The 17,305-nt window shown below is 46.8% G+C and carries 18 protein-coding genes and 1 pseudogene; 6 read left to right on the top strand and 13 right to left on the bottom strand.

Annotated features, from left to right (window positions below; genetic code table 11):
* Window positions 1–47: 47 nt before the first annotated feature.
* The 3 genes and pseudogenes from FJD32_RS03950 to hydF form a co-directional block, all read left to right on the top strand.
* Complete coding sequence (locus FJD32_RS03950; protein ID WP_088585327.1) at window positions 48–947, top strand: IS982 family transposase; 900 nt, start codon at window positions 48–50, stop codon at window positions 945–947.
* Window positions 948–974: 27 nt separating this feature from the next.
* The gene (hydE, locus tag FJD32_RS03945; protein WP_240199987.1) at window positions 975–1,880 is read left to right on the top strand and encodes a [FeFe] hydrogenase H-cluster radical SAM maturase HydE; all 906 of its coding nucleotides are present in this window, start codon (window positions 975–977) and stop codon (window positions 1,878–1,880) included.
* Window positions 1,864–3,075, top strand: a pseudogene (hydF, locus tag FJD32_RS03940) ([FeFe] hydrogenase H-cluster maturation GTPase HydF); the annotation flags it as partial. The gene hydE and the pseudogene hydF, both read left to right, overlap by 17 nt.
* On the opposite strand, the gene FJD32_RS25025 reads toward hydF, so the two are convergent.
* The 5 genes from FJD32_RS25025 to rpsF all read right to left on the bottom strand — a co-directional run bounded on the left by FJD32_RS25025 (window position 3,027) and on the right by rpsF (window position 4,964).
* Window positions 3,027–3,218: a hypothetical protein gene (locus FJD32_RS25025; protein ID WP_140907819.1), complete on the bottom strand. Its 192-nt coding sequence runs from the start codon at window positions 3,216–3,218 to the stop codon at window positions 3,027–3,029. The pseudogene hydF and the gene FJD32_RS25025 overlap by 49 nt on opposite strands.
* A 308-nt stretch (window positions 3,219–3,526) precedes the next feature.
* The gene (gene rplI / locus FJD32_RS03935) at window positions 3,527–3,979 is read right to left on the bottom strand and encodes a 50S ribosomal protein L9 (protein ID WP_037422085.1); all 453 of its coding nucleotides are present in this window, start codon (window positions 3,977–3,979) and stop codon (window positions 3,527–3,529) included.
* A 36-nt stretch (window positions 3,980–4,015) separates the two neighbouring features.
* Entirely contained in the window at window positions 4,016–4,243 is a 228-nt protein-coding gene (gene rpsR / locus FJD32_RS03930; protein WP_006083042.1) for a 30S ribosomal protein S18, read from the bottom strand.
* A gap of 11 nt (window positions 4,244–4,254) precedes the next feature.
* Window positions 4,255–4,560, bottom strand: a complete 306-nt coding sequence (gene priB / locus FJD32_RS03925) for a primosomal replication protein N (protein WP_011073673.1) — start codon at window positions 4,558–4,560, stop codon at window positions 4,255–4,257.
* A gap of 8 nt (window positions 4,561–4,568) precedes the next feature.
* Window positions 4,569–4,964, bottom strand: coding sequence for a 30S ribosomal protein S6 (gene rpsF / locus FJD32_RS03920; RefSeq protein WP_011623998.1), 396 nt, complete (start codon window positions 4,962–4,964; stop codon window positions 4,569–4,571).
* Window positions 4,965–5,176: 212 nt separating this feature from the next.
* Here rpsF and FJD32_RS03915 point away from each other — a divergent pair, with 212 nt between their 5' ends.
* Both FJD32_RS03915 and FJD32_RS03910 read left to right on the top strand, forming a co-directional pair.
* Window positions 5,177–5,920, top strand: a complete 744-nt coding sequence (locus FJD32_RS03915) for a DUF481 domain-containing protein (RefSeq protein WP_047539304.1) — start codon at window positions 5,177–5,179, stop codon at window positions 5,918–5,920.
* Window positions 5,921–6,102: 182 nt separating this feature from the next.
* Window positions 6,103–7,530 (top strand): MFS transporter, encoded by a 1,428-nt coding sequence (locus FJD32_RS03910; protein ID WP_140907818.1) that lies wholly within the window; start codon window positions 6,103–6,105, stop codon window positions 7,528–7,530.
* 60 nt (window positions 7,531–7,590) lie between these two features.
* Here the strand turns inward: FJD32_RS03910 and rlmB are convergent, their stop codons facing one another.
* The 8 genes from rlmB to zapE form a co-directional block, all read right to left on the bottom strand.
* Complete coding sequence (rlmB, locus tag FJD32_RS03905) at window positions 7,591–8,331, bottom strand: 23S rRNA (guanosine(2251)-2'-O)-methyltransferase RlmB (RefSeq protein WP_037422079.1); 741 nt, start codon at window positions 8,329–8,331, stop codon at window positions 7,591–7,593.
* Window positions 8,332–10,758, bottom strand: a complete 2,427-nt coding sequence (gene rnr, locus FJD32_RS03900) for a ribonuclease R (protein ID WP_140907817.1) — start codon at window positions 10,756–10,758, stop codon at window positions 8,332–8,334. It abuts the gene before it with no gap.
* A 39-nt stretch (window positions 10,759–10,797) separates the two neighbouring features.
* Window positions 10,798–11,454, bottom strand: a complete 657-nt coding sequence (motX, locus tag FJD32_RS03895) for a flagellar protein MotX (RefSeq protein ID WP_082389636.1) — start codon at window positions 11,452–11,454, stop codon at window positions 10,798–10,800.
* Between the two features lie 107 nt (window positions 11,455–11,561).
* Entirely contained in the window at window positions 11,562–12,857 is a 1,296-nt protein-coding gene (locus FJD32_RS03890) for an adenylosuccinate synthase (RefSeq protein ID WP_055647687.1), read from the bottom strand.
* 66 nt (window positions 12,858–12,923) lie between these two features.
* Window positions 12,924–13,112 carry a DUF2065 domain-containing protein gene (locus FJD32_RS03885; protein ID WP_037422067.1) on the bottom strand — a complete coding sequence of 63 codons (189 nt, stop codon included), beginning with the start codon at window positions 13,110–13,112 and terminating at the stop codon, window positions 12,924–12,926.
* A 114-nt stretch (window positions 13,113–13,226) separates the two neighbouring features.
* Window positions 13,227–13,619: a 30S ribosomal protein S9 gene (gene rpsI / locus FJD32_RS03880; RefSeq protein WP_006083052.1), complete on the bottom strand. Its 393-nt coding sequence runs from the start codon at window positions 13,617–13,619 to the stop codon at window positions 13,227–13,229.
* Window positions 13,620–13,633: 14 nt separating this feature from the next.
* Window positions 13,634–14,062 (bottom strand): 50S ribosomal protein L13, encoded by a 429-nt coding sequence (gene rplM / locus FJD32_RS03875; protein ID WP_011073682.1) that lies wholly within the window; start codon window positions 14,060–14,062, stop codon window positions 13,634–13,636.
* 298 nt (window positions 14,063–14,360) lie between these two features.
* On the bottom strand, window positions 14,361–15,473 hold the full coding sequence (gene zapE, locus FJD32_RS03870; RefSeq protein WP_088586689.1) for a cell division protein ZapE: 1,113 nt from the start codon (window positions 15,471–15,473) through the stop codon (window positions 14,361–14,363).
* Between the two features lie 440 nt (window positions 15,474–15,913).
* Between zapE and degQ the strand changes: the two genes are divergently transcribed.
* On the top strand, window positions 15,914–17,266 hold the full coding sequence (degQ, locus tag FJD32_RS03865; RefSeq protein WP_140907816.1) for a Do family serine endopeptidase DegQ: 1,353 nt from the start codon (window positions 15,914–15,916) through the stop codon (window positions 17,264–17,266).
* Window positions 17,267–17,305 lie beyond the last annotated feature (39 nt).

The following is a 17,305-nucleotide window of genomic DNA, read 5'->3' as shown; positions in this document are numbered from 1 at the left end:
CCCTGATCCGATCATTCGACCAAGAGTGATTAGAAAAAGGAACGAGCATGAACAAACTAGTTGAAACTTACTGTGATGTCGATGATTTCTGTCAGTTATTTATCCCACATTGGCAACGCTTATTGCTTGATAATGGTGAAATGAAGCGTAATAGACCTTGTCGCCTTTCTCCCGCAGAAGTGATGACCATTATCATTCATTTCCATCAATCACATTACCGAGATTTCAAAAATTATTATCTGCACTATGTTTGTCGCCAGCTAAAACCCTATTTTCCAGAGTTGTTGAGCTACACTCGTTTCCTTGCATTAATGCCTAGCGTCGTTGTCCCTATGTGTAGCTATCTGACTTCAAAGCTTGGAAAGCCAACGGGAATTCAGTTTGTCGACTCCACTAAAATTGAAGTCTGTCATATTATTCGAGCGAAGCGAAATAAGGTTTTTGAAGGCATTGCCGAACATGGAAAGGGAACTATGGGCTGGTCGTTTGGATTTAAACTGCATCTTATTATCAATCACTTGGGTGAAATTGTAGCGTTAAAACTGACGAAAGGTAATGTCGATGACAGGCAACCTGTCAGTGAAATGGCTGAGTCTCTTTTTGGTAAGCTTTATGGTGATAAAGGCTATATTAGCCAAGCCCTAACAGGTGAGCTTTTGGAAAAGGGCGTTGAGTTAATCACCACAGTTCGTAAGAACATGAAGAAAAAGTTTATTTCTCTATGGGATAGAGCAATCTTAAAAAAGCGATTCATCATTGAAACAGTGAATGACCAATTGAAGAACATTTCCTATATTGAACACTCAAGACACCGCAGCGAGCATGGGTTCATGCTCAATCTACTTGGTGGATTGATTGCATATTGTTTAAAAGAAGAAAAGCCATCGTTAAATCTAACAGCTCAGGAGCTTGAACTGTTAGATAGCTCTAATTTAGTGCTGGCTTAACCAGATCTGAGGTAATTTAATCAACAGGTGTATTTACGCGGCATTGTCGAGTTTTCGAATCACTGTCGTAACCACTGCCATTACTGTGGTTTACGCACCGAAAATCGGCAGGTAACACGCTATCGACTCTCGAACGAAGAAATCCTTAACGCAGTGGATAGCATTGCCGAGCTGGGACTAGGTACTGTGGTGCTGCAATCGGGGGATGACTTTAACTACAGCGGCAATCGTATTAGTGCCCTTATTACTGAAATTAAACGTCACCACAATCTAGCAATCACTCTGTCACTGGGTGATCGCAAACATCAAGAGCTGGAAAAATGGCGCGAGGCGGGCGCAGATCGCTATTTGCTCAAGATGGAAACCTTTGACCGCGCCCTCTTTGCTCGGTGTCGCCCTAAAGCCAATTTTGACGAGCGCATTGCAAGGCTCAATTATCTTAAGTCTCTGGGATATCAAACTGGCTCAGGGATTATTGTCGATTTACCGGGAATGACGGATGCGATTTTAGCGTGTGATATTCAGCATTTATCGGAGTTGCAGCTCGATATGCTGGCCTGTGGCCCCTTTATTGCCCATCACCAAACACCGTTTGCGACTTCCCCCAATGGCAGCGCCCTTAAGAGTCATAGGGTTAGCGCTATTTTGCGACTGATGAACCCGGGGGCGAATATTCCTGCCACCAGTTCCCTCGACGCCCTCGAAAAAGGCGCAAGGGAACTGGCACTCAAACGCGGATGTAATGTGCTTATGCCCTCCTTCACCCCAGCACAAGTCAGTGGCGATTACAGCATCTATCCGGGAAAAAACCAGCAACAAAACCCAGCCGCAGAGCGACTTAACCAAGTCTGCCAGCAAATTCAACGCCACGCGCTAATCCCCTCCTTTAGCCGTGGTGATTCAAAAAGGACCCAATATGTGTCAAGGCATTAATCCACAAGAGCATAGCCAAACCCAATCGGCACCAAGAGGAATGCGCTACCATATCGCCTTGGTCGGTCGGCGTAATTCGGGGAAATCCTCCCTACTTAATATGATCGCAGGGCAACAGATCTCGATAGTATCCGATATTAAAGGCACAACCACAGATGCCGTGGCCAAGGCCTATGAGTTACAACCCTTAGGGCCGGTGACCTTTTACGATACCGCTGGCATAGACGATGAAGGGACATTAGGAATGATGCGAGTGAGCGCCACTCGCAGAGTGTTGTTTCGCTCCGATATGGCACTCTTAGTCGTTGATGAGCACGGGCTGTGCCCCTCAGACATGGCATTAATCGATGAAATACAGCAATTAGAAATGCCAATACTCGTAGTATTCAATAAAGCCGATATCTGCCTCCCCAAAGCTGAGGATATTGCCTTTTGCCAGACTCAATCCTTACCCTTTATTGTGGTCTCAGCCGCAACAGGTCTTGCGGGTAAACAACTTAAGCAGTTGATGGTCGAATTAGCACCTGCGGAGTATAAGCAGGAGCCGCTCCTAGCGGGCGATCTCTACCAAGCGGGGGATGTCATTCTCTGTGTCGTCCCTATCGATATGGCCGCACCTAAGGGACGATTGATCCTGCCACAGGTGCAGATACTGCGTGAGGCGCTTGATCGCAGCGCCATCGCAATGATCGTCAAAGAAACAGAACTAACGCAGGCATTATCAGTGGTTACGCCTAAGCTGGTGATTTCTGATGCTCAAGCGATTAAGCAAGTCGCCGCCACAGTGCCAGACGCTGTCCCCCTCACCACCTTCTCAACCTTATTTGCCCGATTTAAAGGCGATTTAGCCGTTCTCGCTGCGGGAGCTGATGCTTTAGATAAATTGCAAGATGGTAATAAAGTGCTCATCGCCGAAGCCTGTAGTCACAATGTGCAGGAGGACGATATTGGCCGAGTTAAACTTCCCCGCTGGATAAATAGCTACACCGGCAAACAACTCCAGTTTATAGTCACATCTGGGCACGACTTTCCCGATGATTTAGAACAATATGCCCTCGTCATCCACTGCGGCGCTTGTATGTTTAACCGCAATGAAATGCTCCGTCGCATCCGTGAATGTCAACGGCGGCAGGTGCCTATCACTAACTATGGGGTGGCGATTTCTAAATTACAGGGCGTGCTACCGCGAGTGCTTATACCAATCGTATTAAATATCTGTTCATTCAGCGGGAATTCAACGCGCTTTAGACAAGGCGAAGGCTTGAAGGCATAGTGGTGCTCTGTCGAAAGCCTTAAACGCAGTATAAAGCGCGTTGAAACCCGCCCTTTGGGAGCCACACAGGCATCCCACTCCGGTGTTGCATTGACTTAAAAGGGAATGACCATTTCTGCGTCAATGCGCCTTGGATTGAAATGCCTGTGAGGCTCTGAACTGATTAGATATTTAATGTGATTGGTATTACGCCTTTTAACCGCAATCCTCAGCAATAGCGCATGTGTTTTAGCGTCTGGCTTGACTGCGCTCAAGTGGCTAAGCCTGATTAGCGTTAATACGTGACAAACAGCCACTCACACAGCAATGCTAAATCGCGCCCATAAAAAAACACCGCCTAAGCGGTGTTTTTTTAGTTTAAAGCAGTATGTAATTAAGCTTCTGCAACGATAGAAACTTTAACAACAGCTTTAACTTCAGTGTGTAACTGAACTTCAACTTCGAAGTCGCCAGTAGTACGCAGAGCGCCTAATGGTAAACGAACTTCTGATTTAGCCAGTTCAACGCCAGCAGCAGTTACTGCATCAGCGATGTCACGGTTGCCAACTGAACCAAACAGTTTGCCTTCATCACCCGCTTTAGAAGCAATAACAACAGCTTCCAGAGCAGCGATTTTCTCAGCACGTTGGTTAGCAGCAGCCAGATCAGCAGCGATTTTAGCTTCTAATTCAGCGCGACGAGCTTCAAATACTTTAACGTTGCTTTCGTTAGCAACAACAGCTTTACCTTGTGGCAGCAGGTAGTTACGAGCGTAACCAGCTTTAACTGCAACTTGGTCACCCAGGTTACCCAGGTTAGCGATTTTATCAAGCAGAATAACGTTCATTATCAAATCCTCTATATTCGATTAGGAATACTGCAATTACTGATGTAAATCAGTGTATGGCAGTAGAGAAAGATAACGAGCACGCTTGATAGCGCGAGCTAGTTGACGCTGATATTTAGCACTAGTACCAGTGATACGGCTTGGAACGATTTTGCCGCTTTCAGTGATGTAGTTCTTTAAAGTAACGATATCTTTGTAATCAATTTCTGCAACACCTTCAGCGGTGAAACGGCAGAACTTGCGACGACGGAAATAACGTGCCATTTGACAGTCTCCTAAGTTTTCAATTCGACATTTTCGGCATGGATGACTAAGCGATTTTGGCCATTTCGCCCCTGTTGAAGCGTCATAAAACCTTGTACTTGTACTTCCACACCTGCTTTCAGATTATCTGCCACGCTTTCAAAACGTGGTCCACTCAATATCACTTGTATTTGAACGTAGACATTGCGGAGCATATCTGCTTCATAACGCTGCGATTTGTGTTCTAGCATGATCACACTATGTGCAATGCCTGCTGGGCTTTTAAAGCGTCTGGAACGGGTTATGGTTCCTGACAACACCAAGTTATTGGTGGTCACAGAAAAACTTACTCAGCGATTTCTTCAGCGTTAGCTTCATCATATGAGCGGTCGCCAGCTGGGCCACGACGTGAATCGCGCTCATCTTTAGCTTTCGCCATTGGAGATGCTTCAGTAACGGCAACTTTAGTACGCATTACCATGTTACGCAGAACTGCGTCGTTGAAACGGAAAGCAGTTTCTAGCTCTTCAATCGTCTCTGCTGGTGCTTCAACGTTCATCAGAACATAGTGAGCTTTATGCAGATCTTGGATTGGGTAAGCCAGTTGACGACGGCCCCAATCTTCTAAACGGTGGATTTTGCCGTTAGCTTCGGTGATAACACCGGTGTAACGCTCAATCATACCTGGTACTTGTTCACTTTGATCTGGGTGAACCATAAATACGATTTCGTAATGACGCATTTATTGCTCCTTACGGTTATGTAGCCTCGTTATTGGCTCAGTCAAACCAAATAGAGGCAAGGAACGAAAATAGTGACTGATTTGAGCGCGAGATAGTACAGAAAGCAGACGCGAAACTCAAGCAATAACTTTGCCTCAACACCCAATACAGGTATGATGACGCCTCACCCCTATTCGGATATCAGACATCAGCCTCTCAAGAACCCATTATAATGCTAAAAGTTATCGCACCAGTTAGTTTGTTTTGCCTATCTTTTCCTGCACTTGCGCTTGTCCCTCCCGATTATCAGGAACCACCAAGTGATTTGACTGCAGAAGTCGAAGCTGGCTTACAATTGAACACAGGCAATACCGAATCGAGCAGTTTTAATGGTCGAACCCAACTGATTTACGATACTAAACAAACTAAGCAGGAAGCGACGCTAAAAGCGTATTTTGCTTCTGAAAAAAATCAAACCACCTCAGAAAAGTACGAACTCCAGCTTCAAAGCAACTATAAACTCAACAAAGGTTATATCTTCGGCCGTGGCGACTTCACTTGGGATCAGTTTGGTAGTTATACCCAAATCTCAACTCTTTCTTCGGGTTATGGTTTTAACGCAATTAGTAGCTACAAGACCAAACTCAGTCTCGAAATCGGCCCAGGTTATCGATACAACTTGCCTGCCGAGTCAGTCGCAGAGCCAGACCCCGCTCCCGAAAAGGATGTGATCCTACGTACTGCGGCAAAGTTTTCTCAAAAATTACAGGAATACACCAGTATCAATGCCGATCTTACCGCCGAGGTGGGCGAAAATAACAACACCCTGACTCTCGATATGAACTACAAAAATTTAGTATTTCAGGATTGGGCCTTTAAAATCGGCATGAACATCAAGTTCACCGAAGTGGTTCCTGAGGGCAGCCAGCAGACGGATACCATCACCACCTTTAACTTGCTGTATACCTTTAGATAAACAAGCAATAAAACGATTTGGCTGGCACAACAATTCCCCACTCAGCCAAATCCCATTTCAGCACAATTTAGTGACCCACACATAAAAACGATAAATTAGTCGATAACTTCCAACATTTTGCAACACGGAATAAACACCGACTGCTGATATACTCTCCCTGGCAATCATACAAGGAGCAGTTAATGACAAACCCGCTACGTACTTTCGCCTCTTTATATAGCACGACGTTATTAACAGTGCTGGCTGGCGGTTTACTCACCACATATTTAGGCCTTAGGCTCTCGGTGATGCATGTTCCGCAGTTGTGGATAGGTAGCATGATGTCGGCCTACTATGTCGGCCTTGTCGCAGGATCTAAGATCGGCCACCGGCTAATCGCCCAAGTCGGACATATCCGTGCCTTTGTCGCTAGTGCAGGGATCGTTGCCGCCTCCGCACTTGGTCACGCACTCGTAGATGAGTTAGCGATTTGGATCCTGCTAAGACTTATCGTCGGTATGGGGATGATGTGCCAATACATGGTGCTCGAAAGTTGGCTCAATGAACAGGCTGAAAGCAGCCAACGCGGCACAGTGTTTGCCAGCTACATGATCGTCTCGTACTTCGGTTTGATCTTGGGCCAAGGTGCCATCAGCCTCTATCCTGAACTCGGTCTAGAGCCGCTGTTACTGATCGCCATCTGCTTTGCCCTGTGTATTGTCCCGATTTCTTTAACGCGGCGTATTCACCCAGCACCACTGGTGCCCGCCCCCTTAAAAATTGCTCACTATTGGCGCAAAGCGCCGCAGGCACTAACGACCATTGCCATTGGCAGCATGATTGTCGGCTCCTTTTACGGTTTGGCGCCTGCTTATGCGAGCAACTTAGGTTTACCGCCCGAGAAGGTGGCCACCTATATGACGGCCACCATTCTCGCGGGCCTACTCGCCCAATGGCCAATGGGAAAATTATCTGACATTATGTCCCGCAGTCGCCTGATCCGCATCAACTGCGTACTGCTTGGGATCTTAGCATTAGCTATCGCCCTCACTCCCTATCATCCGACACTCTCACTGGTGATGACGTTTCTGTTCGGCATTCTTGGCTTTACCTTCTATCCCTTGGCAACCGCACTGGCTAATTCCCGTGTCGAGCAAAGTGAAAGGGTAGGACTATCGGCAACCATTTTGCTCACCTTTGGCATGGGCGCCAGCATCGGCCCATTAATCGCCTCGACTCTTATGCAATGGTTTGGCAACAGCATGCTCTATGGCTTTATGTCGGCCTGTACCTTAATCCTATTTTTACGGCTACGTTATGTTCACTCACAGCAAAAAACCGAAACCAATGTCACCCAAGACTACATCATGGCGACCGGTGACTTAGTCTCATCACCACTGGCTGCGGCGCTTGACCCGAGGGTGGATGTTGAATCGGTGCAGGAACACATGACACCAACACAGCAGGAAGATGAAGAAGATTTAGGTGCCGATGCCCTTGTTGAAGATGCAGAGAATGATAATGAGCAACAGCTAACATTCGAGTTTGAATTTCACCCAGCGCCCAGCTTTATCCACGATGAGACAAACGAGGTAGACGAATCCAACCTCGATGCTATTAAAACCAATTAAGGGTTGATTTAGGCAATAAAAAAGACGGGCTCGCCCGTCTTTTTTATTGATATATATCAATTAGCTACGGCGTTGACGCACGGCTTCGAATAAGCAAATACCCGTGGCGACCGACACGTTTAAGCTAGAGACGCTTCCCGCCATCGGAATAGAGACTAAGGTATCGCAACATTCACGGCTTAGGCGGCGTAAACCTTTGCCTTCGGCGCCCATCGCAATCGCCAGCGGCCCTTTAAGATCGGCTTGATAAAGCTCGCAATCCGCTTCACCCGCCGTGCCGACAATCCACACGCCCTTTTCCTGCAGATGGCGCATAGTGCGGGCGAGGTTAGTCACTTGGAATAACGGCACGGTTTCAGCTGCGCCGCAAGCGACCTTACTAACCACAGCCGTTAAGCCAACGGAGTTATCCTTTGGCACAATAATGCCCTGCACGCCCGCCGCATCGGCGTTACGTAAGCAAGCACCTAGGTTATGCGGATCGGTAACGCCATCTAAAATCAATAAAAACGGTAAGTCGGTCTTAGCTAACAGCTCATCTAAGTCATGCTCACCAAGGATTTTAGCCGCTTTCACACGGGCAATAATACCTTGGTGCTGAGTACTTTCGGCTTTCTCGTCCAACACTTTGCGTGAAGTCACTTGTATGCTCGTGCCAAAGGCTTTCGCTTGACGGATCAGCGGGGTTAAACGCTCATCCTCACGGCCCTGCAGTAGCCAAAGTTCAATAATGCGCTCAGGGCTGTGTTTTAACAGCGCTTCAACCGCGTGGATCCCAAAAATAATATCTTGTTTTTTCATTTACTTCTTTCTCGTGCTCCGCTTCGCGGCCTTTGGCTTTTTCGCCGTATCTTTTACACTTTTCTTAGGCTTAGTGCCCGCTTTAGACTTAGACTTACTCGCCGCTTTATCTGAACCCGCTTTCGCTTTAACGCCAGTCGATTTAGCCGTTTTCGCCATTTTCGCGCCTTCGCGGTTTACCCGCTCACGGGCTGTCATGGGTTTGTCGCGACTAGGTGCCGCCTTGCGGCGACCGCCTTTACCACTGTCGCCAATCATGACTAAGTCAATCTGTCTATCATCCAAGTTTACCGCGGCCACTTTTACCGTAACGGGGTCACCCACTTGATAGATTTGACCTGTGTGCTCACCAATCAAACGCTGACGCATAGGATCGAACTGGTAATAATCGCTGCCCAGACTAGAAATATGCACTAAGCCATCGATAAATAAGTCATTTAAGCGAACGAATAAACCAAAGTTAGTGACAGAGGCAATCACGGCCTCGAAGGTGTCACCCACATGGTCCTGCATAAATTCACATTTAAGCCAGTCGCTTACATCACGTGTTGCCTCATCGGCGCGGCGTTCAGTCGTAGAACATTCTTCGCCTAATTTATCTAATTCATCGAGTTGATAGTGGTAGCCACCATCGGGAGTCCATTTCTCATTGGCTTCACCTTTTTCTTTCGCCAACAAATAGCGGATCACTCGGTGCAGCACTAAGTCAGGATAACGACGAATAGGCGAGGTAAAATGCGCGTATTCTTCAAGAGCCAAACCAAAATGGCCTTCGTTATCAGGCGTGTATATAGCTTGGCGCATAGAGCGCAGCAACATCACTTGAATAAGTTCAGCATCGGGACGGTCGGCAATCTGCAACATCACATTTTGATAATCTGCAGGCGTTGGCTCAAGCCCACCGCCCATGCTCAAACCACGCTCAGCTAAAAACTCTTTAAAGTTTGCCAGTTTCTGCTCAGAGGGCGACTCGTGCACTCGATAGAGGATTTCACCCTTATGCTTTTTCACAAACTTAGCGGCAGACACGTTCGCCAAAATCATACATTCTTCAATGATTTTATGAGCTTGATTACGCGCTCTTGGCACAATCTTATCGATCTTGCGCTGTTCGTTAAAAATAAACTGCGTTTCTATCGTCTCAAATGCTATCGCACCGCGCTCTGCGCGCTGTTCATCAAGCGCTAAATAAAGCGACTGTAAGCATTTAAGATGTGGAAAGAGTGCTTCATGCTCAGGCGCAATCGGCCCACCTTCGAGCATCGCAGCGACTTGGGTGTAGGTAAAGCGCGCGTGTGAATGCATCACCGCCGGATAAAACTTATAACCCGATAACTTACCGCGGGCTGAAACCGTCATCTCTGCAACCATACACAGGCGGTCAACATGAGGATTGAGTGAACACAAGCCGTTAGAGATTTTCTCCGGCAACATTGGGATCACTTGCGATGGGAAGTACACCGAGTTACCACGGGCACGGGCTTCAGTATCTAAGGCCGAATCGGTACGCACATAATAGCTTACATCGGCAATCGCCACCCACAGACGCCAACCACCACTGGGTTTAGCTTCGGCATAAACAGCATCGTCAAAGTCGCGGGCATCTTCACCATCGATGGTCACTAAGGGTAGATCACGCAGATCGACACGACCCACTTTATCAGACTCAGTCACTTCATCGGGAATACGGCGCAGTTTCTTTTCAATGGCGGCCGACCACGTATGGGGAAGATCGTAATTGCGCAGGGCTATTTCGATTTCCATTCCCGGTGCCATTTGCTTGCCAAGCACTTCGGTCACTTTGCCTGCGGCTTTAACAAATCGACCGGGACGGCGGGTTAATTCTACCACCACCACATCGCCTTGACGGGCGCCATTGCGATCTTCACTAGCGATTAAAATTTCTTGGGTAATGCGCTTATCATCGGCAATCACAAATGCCATGCCACTGTCGACATGGAATCGACCAACAATCGCAGCACTACGGGGCTGGATCAAACGGACAATACGGGCTTCACGACGACCTTTACGATCCATACCGGCTTTTTGTGCCAGCACTTTATCGCCATGGAAATACATAAGCATGTCGCGATTTGAGATAAATAAATCGTCGCCACCTTCGTCAGGTTTAAAGAAGCCGTAGCCTTCTCTGTGCCCAAGAACAATGCCGGATATCAGATCCATTTTTTCAGGTAAGCCGTAGCTTTGACCGCGGGTAAATACCAATTCACCGTCGCGCTCCATCGCCCGTAAACGGCGGCGCAGGGCTTCTAATTGCTCTTCATCATGGATCTGTAGTGCAGCAGCGATGCTGTCACGGGTAATAGGTGATTTTTGAGAACGTAAGTACTCGATAATATACTCACGACTTGGGATAGGGTTTTCGTACTTATCCTGTTCACGCTCGAAATGAGGGTCTTTGATCATTCAATATCCAATATTTTTGTCTCAATCAATAGAGACAACTCAACGGGTTCGCAAGTGCTCTTGCTGGGCCCGCGCCACTGCACTAGCGGGCATTTTAGCGGCTAACACCTGCAGTAATGACAAGGCTTTTTTCTTAGTCGCCTCATCGGTAAATACATTGTTGTATAACCAGTTATAGGCCATTTCATAGTCTCTTGGACTACCATAACCTTCACCGTATAAACGGACCAGCATCATCCGCGCGGCTAAACTCCCACTCGCAGCGGCTGGCAATAAATAATTGACCGCACGGTCTTTATTACGAATAACAAACTTACCATTTTGATAATATTCGGCAAGTTTCACCATGGCCTCGGGGCTGCCCTGCTCAGCTGCATCACGCAATAACCCCATCCCTTTGACCGCATTGGCTTTTACACAGGTTCCGTGGTTGAGCATTTCTCCCCACAAAAACTGATACAGGGGCTGCTTTAAGACTTCTGCGCGCGCTTCGATGTCTTGCACTAACTGACAGTCATCTTGTTTGACTCTTGCCAAATACTTTTCACCGCGGATCATTTCAAGCAATTGATCTTGAGAATAAATATCCACCGCCTGTGTTTCAGCAAAGCACATTGAAGATACTAAGGGCAGCAGCGCAACTAATGCAGTACGTAGCATAACGACTCTCAATGACAATAAGGTGAATACTTGCATCGGCAGTATAACCTATTTCTTGAGCTTGAGCCGAATTTCTAACCACGAAAGCAAACAGGAAGGAACAGCAGAGGAAGAAAAGGCCGTGAAACACGGCCTCTACGATTTTAGTTAAACGGGCTAACTAAAATCATCGTCTCATTACGGTCTGGACCAGTAGAAATGATGTCGATCGGCGTTTCTAACAACTCTTCAATACGCTTGATGTAGTTGATAGCTGCTTGCGGTAACTGATCTAAAGAGGTCGCACCGAAAGTTGACTCGCTCCAGCCTGGCATAGTTTCATAAACAGGCGTGACCTGCTCATAACCTTCAGCAGCTAATGGCGTAACTTTGGAAATAGTGCCATCTGGATGTTGATAACCCACACAGATCTTCACTTCTTTCAGGCCATCAAGTACGTCTAACTTAGTTAAGCAGAAGCCGCTTACGCTGTTGATTTGTACTGCGCGGCGCATTGCCACTGCATCTAACCAACCTGGACGACGTTTACGACCAGTAGTCGCACCAAATTCATGACCTTTAGTCCCTAAATGATCACCCACTTCACATAAGAGTTCAGTTGGGAAAGGACCAGCTCCCACGCGAGTGGTGTATGCCTTCATGATACCTAAGACATAGTCTAAATGACGTGGACCAAAGCCGCTGCCTGTCGCCACACCACCTGCGGTCGTATTTGACGAAGTCACAAACGGATAAGTACCGTGGTCAATGTCTAACAGTGTACCTTGTGCGCCTTCGAACAGGATTGGCTCACCCGCTTTACGCGCGTTATCCAAAAGTTCAGTCACGTCAACACACATACTCTTCAGATAGTCAGCTAAGGCTAACGCATCGCTCAGTGTTTGCTCGTAATCTACGGCGTCAACTTTGTAGTACTCTGTCAGCATAAAGTTATGATATGCCATAACTTCTTTCAGCTTTTCAGCAAATAGTTCAGCATTGAACAGATCGCCCACACGCAGACCGCGACGGGAAATCTTATCTTCATACGCAGGACCAATACCACGACCCGTAGTACCAATAGCTTTGTTACCGCGCGCTTTTTCGCGAGCGATGTCTAAGGCACAGTGGAATGGTAGGATCAGCGGACATGCTTCAGAAATCAGCAGACGTTCCTCAACAGGAATGCCACGCTCTTTGAGCATGTTGATTTCTTTCATCAGTGCGTCGGGTGCGAGCACCACACCATTACCGATAATGCATTTAACATTGTCGCGTAGGATGCCTGATGGGATCAGATGAAGTACGGTTTTATCGCCATTGATCACTAAGGTGTGACCTGCGTTATGACCGCCCTGGTAGCGAACTACATATTTTGCCTGTTCTGTTAGAAGGTCGACAATCTTACCTTTTCCTTCGTCACCCCATTGAGTGCCGAGAACAACTACGTTTTTGCCCATTGTTTGCTGCAAGGTTGTGGTTAAAAAAGAATTCTAACAGATTTTAAACCGCAAGTGGTAAGGCATTTATGAAAAAATAATCAAAATGACCACACCAGCAGTGACTAATGAGCCACCGATTCGACGCAAAACTTGCTGATTTTGATTGGAAAGTTCATTTAAATATCGGCGCCATTTATTGGGGAATAACAATGGTCCCACACCTTCCAAAATCAACACCAGTGCCATGGCTAGCATAAATAACTGTAAGCTCATCTTCCTCTCTCTTAGCTTTTTCTACCCTAAAAATCGGTGATTAATACGAGGATAACCAATTTTAGGCAATAAAAAACCCAGCATAAGCTGGGTTTTTTGAGATTCCAAAACGTATTAACGCTTAGAGAATTGTGGCTTACGACGTGCTTTACGTAGACCCACTTTCTTACGCTCAACTTTACGAGCGTCACGGGTAACGAAACCAGCAGAACGTAATGATGGACGCAGAGCTTCATCTAATTGCATCAGGGCACGAGTGATACCATGACGGATTGCACCTGCTTGGCCAGTGATACCACCGCCTTTAACAGTTACATAGATGTCCAGCTTGTCAGTCATTTCAACTAACTCTAATGGTTGACGAACAACCATACGAGCAGTTTCACGACCAAAGTATTGGTCCAAAGGACGTTGATTTACAACGATGTTGCCACTACCAGCTTTAGCGAATACGCGTGCTGTAGAGGTTTTGCGACGGCCAGTGCCGTAGTACTGAGTTGCAGCCATTTGCTTAATCCCGTTTAGATATCAAGAACTTGAGGTTGTTGTGCAGCGTGGTTATGTTCTGCGCCAGCGTAAACTTTCAGTTTACGGAACATGGCACGGCCCAGTGGACCTTTTGGTAACATACCCTTAACTGCTTTCTCGATGATCATTTCTGGCTTATGAGCTTGCAGCTTTTCAAAGCTGATTTGCTTAATGCCACCAGGGAAGCCTGAGTGCGAGTAGTACGTCTTGCCTTGCGCTTTGTTACCAGTAACAGTAACTTTCTCAGCGTTGATAACGATGATGTAATCACCAGTGTCAACGTGAGGAGTGTATTCAGGCTTGTGCTTACCGCGTAAACGCAGAGCGATTTCGGTAGCGATACGACCTAAAGTTTTGCCGTCTGCATCAACGACGAACCAGTCACGAGTTACAGTTTCTGGTGTAGCAGTAAAAGTCTTCATTATTACAAAAACCCAAAGTTAATTTTCTGTCTCACATGTTGCTTGCAATGACAAACAACACAAAATTGCCTTTCAGTACCCCTTCGAGTACTTAACTCGGCGTACAACTTCCACCTAGTTTGGTGGAGTAACGTGGGCAGGTGGCGGATTATAGACAAACGTGAGTTAAAAATCACCTGATATTTTGACAAAAATCATAAAAATTCGATCGATGTGGCTCATTACTACGCTAAGGAATGAGCCACTAAAGATTTGTTGAGAAAAACCCCGCAAAGCACGCTCTGCAATAGTCTAATACTTAGGGTAAATGCTCTGATTTTAAGTAATCGTGGGATTGCATTTCAATCAAACGGGAACGACAACGTCTGAATTCAAAACTCAATAAGCCGTCGGCATAAATGTCTTCTAACGGCACCTGCGCTGACACGATCAATTTAACGTTTCGTTCGTAAAACTCATCCACCATGGCCAAAAAGCGTCTGGCGATATCATCACCCGTTAAAAATGCGCCCATTTGCTCAATGCCACTCACCAGTACGGTATGATAAATCCGCGCCAGTTCCATATAATCCCGCTGACTACGGGGGCCATCACATAAGGCTCTAAAATCCGCCAGTAAGACGCCTTGCGCCTGTTGGCGAATGGATATTTCACGGCCTTCAATTTCAATCGCATCGGTTGAAATTTCAGCCTCGGGGGCTAACTGACGGAAATAACGCAGTAAGTTAGTATCGGCCTGCTCATCGAGTGGATGGTGATAAATCTCTGCCTGCTCCAGTGTACGCAGGCGATAGTCGATGCCCGAATCCACATTGAGCACTTCACAATGTTGATTGATCAAGGCGATCGCGGGAAGGAATCGTGCCCGTTGCAATCCGTTTTTATACAAATCATCGGGAATGATGTTTGAGGTCGCAACTAAGACCACGCCTTCTTTAAAGAGAGCTTGAAATAAGGTGCCAAGTAACATGGCATCAGTGATGTCAGAGACAAAAAATTCATCAAAACAAATGACTCGATATTTAGCTGCCATTTGTTTGGCAATAACTAACAAAGGATCGCGCGTGCCTTTGAGCGCATCCAGATCTAAATGCAGTTGATGCATAAAGCGGTGAAAGTGCGCCCTTAGTTTTTGATTACCTGGCAGCGCATCAAAAAAAGTGTCCATCAAATAGGTTTTGCCGCGACCGACACCGCCCCAAAGATACAAACCCTTAGGCGCGACAGGCGCAGACTTAAGGCCAAAGGAGGTCAATAACTTGCCAAATAGTGAGCTGGGCGCTTCTGCAGCGGTTAAATCTTCGTATACGCGTTGCAGCGCCTTTACGGCCATTTCCTGCGCGGGATCATGGGAAAAACCATCACGAGTAAGATCTTTTTGATAATGCTGCCAAGGGCTTAACTGGGGCACGTTATTATTCTCTTTTATCCTTTGGAAAAACTGCGTCGATATTAACACGGCCAAGATGACGCAGCATATATTTATACCCCATCAACTTGGATCTGTAGTGAGCTTGCGGAAGGGCTCTGCACAACGGCTTAATATGATAAAACTGATTAGGTAGAACTATGCTGTTAGCTGATTAAACTCAATGATTGGAAGTTATTAGGACTTGAAAAATACCTTAAAAGCCCACAAGTTTCACTTCAGTTACAGTCAATAAAATGTTGATAAAATAACCGTTAAGAAATTAACCTTTGTTAATATTGATGAACTTTTTCAATGAGGTGCGTGTCCGAATGGTTACCTAGGCAAATAGCCGGTAACGATACAGATTCGATCTGGTGCGGACACAAACTGACGACGCATTACATCCAGATCCTTGATCCCTTATTTGGAGTTATGAATAGATGAAAACGAAATTATCTGTACTTTCAGCCGCAATGTTAGCCGCAACCCTGACAATGATGCCTGCGGTTTCACAGGCCGCTATTCCGCAATCTGTTGAGGGACAACCCATACCCAGTCTTGCGCCTATGTTAGAACGTACAACGCCCGCCGTGGTTTCTGTCGCGGTGTCCGGCACCCATGTTTCTAAACAACGCGTTCCGGATGTGTTCCGCTATTTCTTCGGCCCGAATGCACCGCAGGAACAAGTACAAGAGCGTCCATTTAGAGGCTTAGGCTCTGGTGTGATTATCGATGCTGACAAAGGCTATATTGTCACCAATAACCATGTGATTGACGGTGCCGATGATATCCAAGTTGGCTTACATGACGGCCGTGAAGTCAAAGCCAAATTGATTGGTACCGACTCAGAATCCGACATTGCCTTACTGCAAATCGAAGCTAAAAATTTGGTCGCAATTAAAACCTCCGACTCAGACGAGCTGCGTGTCGGTGACTTTGCCGTCGCGATTGGTAACCCCTTCGGTCTAGGACAAACCGTAACATCAGGGATTGTCAGTGCCCTAGGCCGTAGCGGTTTAGGTATTGAAATGCTTGAAAACTTTATCCAAACCGACGCAGCCATCAACAGTGGTAACTCAGGCGGCGCATTGGTTAACCTTAAAGGCGAGCTGATCGGTATTAACACAGCTATCGTCGCGCCTAACGGTGGTAACGTGGGTATCGGTTTTGCGATTCCCGCAAATATGGTGAAGAACCTCGTGGCACAAATTGCCGAGCATGGTGAAGTTCGCCGCGGCGTATTAGGGATTTCTGGCCGTGATTTAGATAGCCAACTTGCCCAAGGCTTTGGTTTAGACACTCAACACGGCGGCTTTGTAAATGAAGTCAGCGCGGAAAGTGCAGCCGAAAAAGCAGGTATTAAGGCGGGCGATATTATTGTCAGCGTGGATGGCCGTGCGATTAAGTCGTTCCAAGAGCTGCGAGCTAAAGTGGCAACCATGGGCGCAGGCGCCAAGGTCGAACTGGGCCTTATCCGTGATGGTGATAAGAAGACCGTGAGTGTCACCTTAGGCGAAGCTAGCCAAACCACTGAAAAAGCGGCTGGTGCTGTACATCCTATGTTGCAAGGAGCCTCATTAGAGAATGCCTCTAAAGGGGTTGAAATTACCGATGTCGCGCAAGGCTCGCCTGCGGCAATGAGTGGTCTGCAAAAAGGCGATTTGATTGTCGGTATCAATCGTTCTGCGGTGAAAGATCTCAAATCACTCAAGGAACAGCTCAAAGATCAAGAAGGTGCTGTAGCCCTGAAGATCCTGCGTGGTAAGAGCTTATTGTACCTAGTGCTGCGTTAATCGATACGCCGGTCTGATTTATATCCCATTATCAGATGC

It is taken from the genome of Shewanella sp. LC6 (genome assembly GCF_006385735.2).
In the GTDB taxonomy this organism is placed as follows: domain Bacteria; phylum Pseudomonadota; class Gammaproteobacteria; order Enterobacterales; family Shewanellaceae; genus Shewanella; species Shewanella xiamenensis.
The sequence above is the reverse complement of the archived record's forward strand: the minus strand, read 5'-3'. Positions and strand labels throughout refer to the sequence as shown.

Excerpts from the sequence above, each read along its gene's own strand:
- rpsR (WP_006083042.1), bottom strand. The coding sequence starts at position 4,243 with ATGGCACGTTATTTCCGTCGTCGCAAGTTCTGCCGTTTCACCGCTGAA.
- rpsI (WP_006083052.1), bottom strand. The coding sequence starts at position 13,619 with ATGGCTGCAACTCAGTACTACGGCACTGGCCGTCGCAAAACCTCTACA.
- rnr (WP_140907817.1), bottom strand. The coding sequence starts at position 10,758 with ATGATCAAAGACCCTCATTTCGAGCGTGAACAGGATAAGTACGAAAAC.
- FJD32_RS03950 (WP_088585327.1), top strand. The coding sequence starts at position 48 with ATGAACAAACTAGTTGAAACTTACTGTGATGTCGATGATTTCTGTCAG.
- FJD32_RS03885 (WP_037422067.1), bottom strand. The coding sequence starts at position 13,112 with ATGAGCTTACAGTTATTTATGCTAGCCATGGCACTGGTGTTGATTTTG.
- FJD32_RS03890 (WP_055647687.1), bottom strand. The coding sequence starts at position 12,857 with ATGGGCAAAAACGTAGTTGTTCTCGGCACTCAATGGGGTGACGAAGGA.
- degQ (WP_140907816.1), top strand. The coding sequence starts at position 15,914 with ATGAAAACGAAATTATCTGTACTTTCAGCCGCAATGTTAGCCGCAACC.
- rplI (WP_037422085.1), bottom strand. The coding sequence starts at position 3,979 with ATGAACGTTATTCTGCTTGATAAAATCGCTAACCTGGGTAACCTGGGT.
- FJD32_RS03915 (WP_047539304.1), top strand. The coding sequence starts at position 5,177 with ATGCTAAAAGTTATCGCACCAGTTAGTTTGTTTTGCCTATCTTTTCCT.
- FJD32_RS03910 (WP_140907818.1), top strand. The coding sequence starts at position 6,103 with ATGACAAACCCGCTACGTACTTTCGCCTCTTTATATAGCACGACGTTA.
- rpsF (WP_011623998.1), bottom strand. The coding sequence starts at position 4,964 with ATGCGTCATTACGAAATCGTATTTATGGTTCACCCAGATCAAAGTGAA.
- rplM (WP_011073682.1), bottom strand. The coding sequence starts at position 14,062 with ATGAAGACTTTTACTGCTACACCAGAAACTGTAACTCGTGACTGGTTC.
- rlmB (WP_037422079.1), bottom strand. The coding sequence starts at position 8,331 with ATGAAAAAACAAGATATTATTTTTGGGATCCACGCGGTTGAAGCGCTG.
- motX (WP_082389636.1), bottom strand. The coding sequence starts at position 11,454 with ATGCAAGTATTCACCTTATTGTCATTGAGAGTCGTTATGCTACGTACT.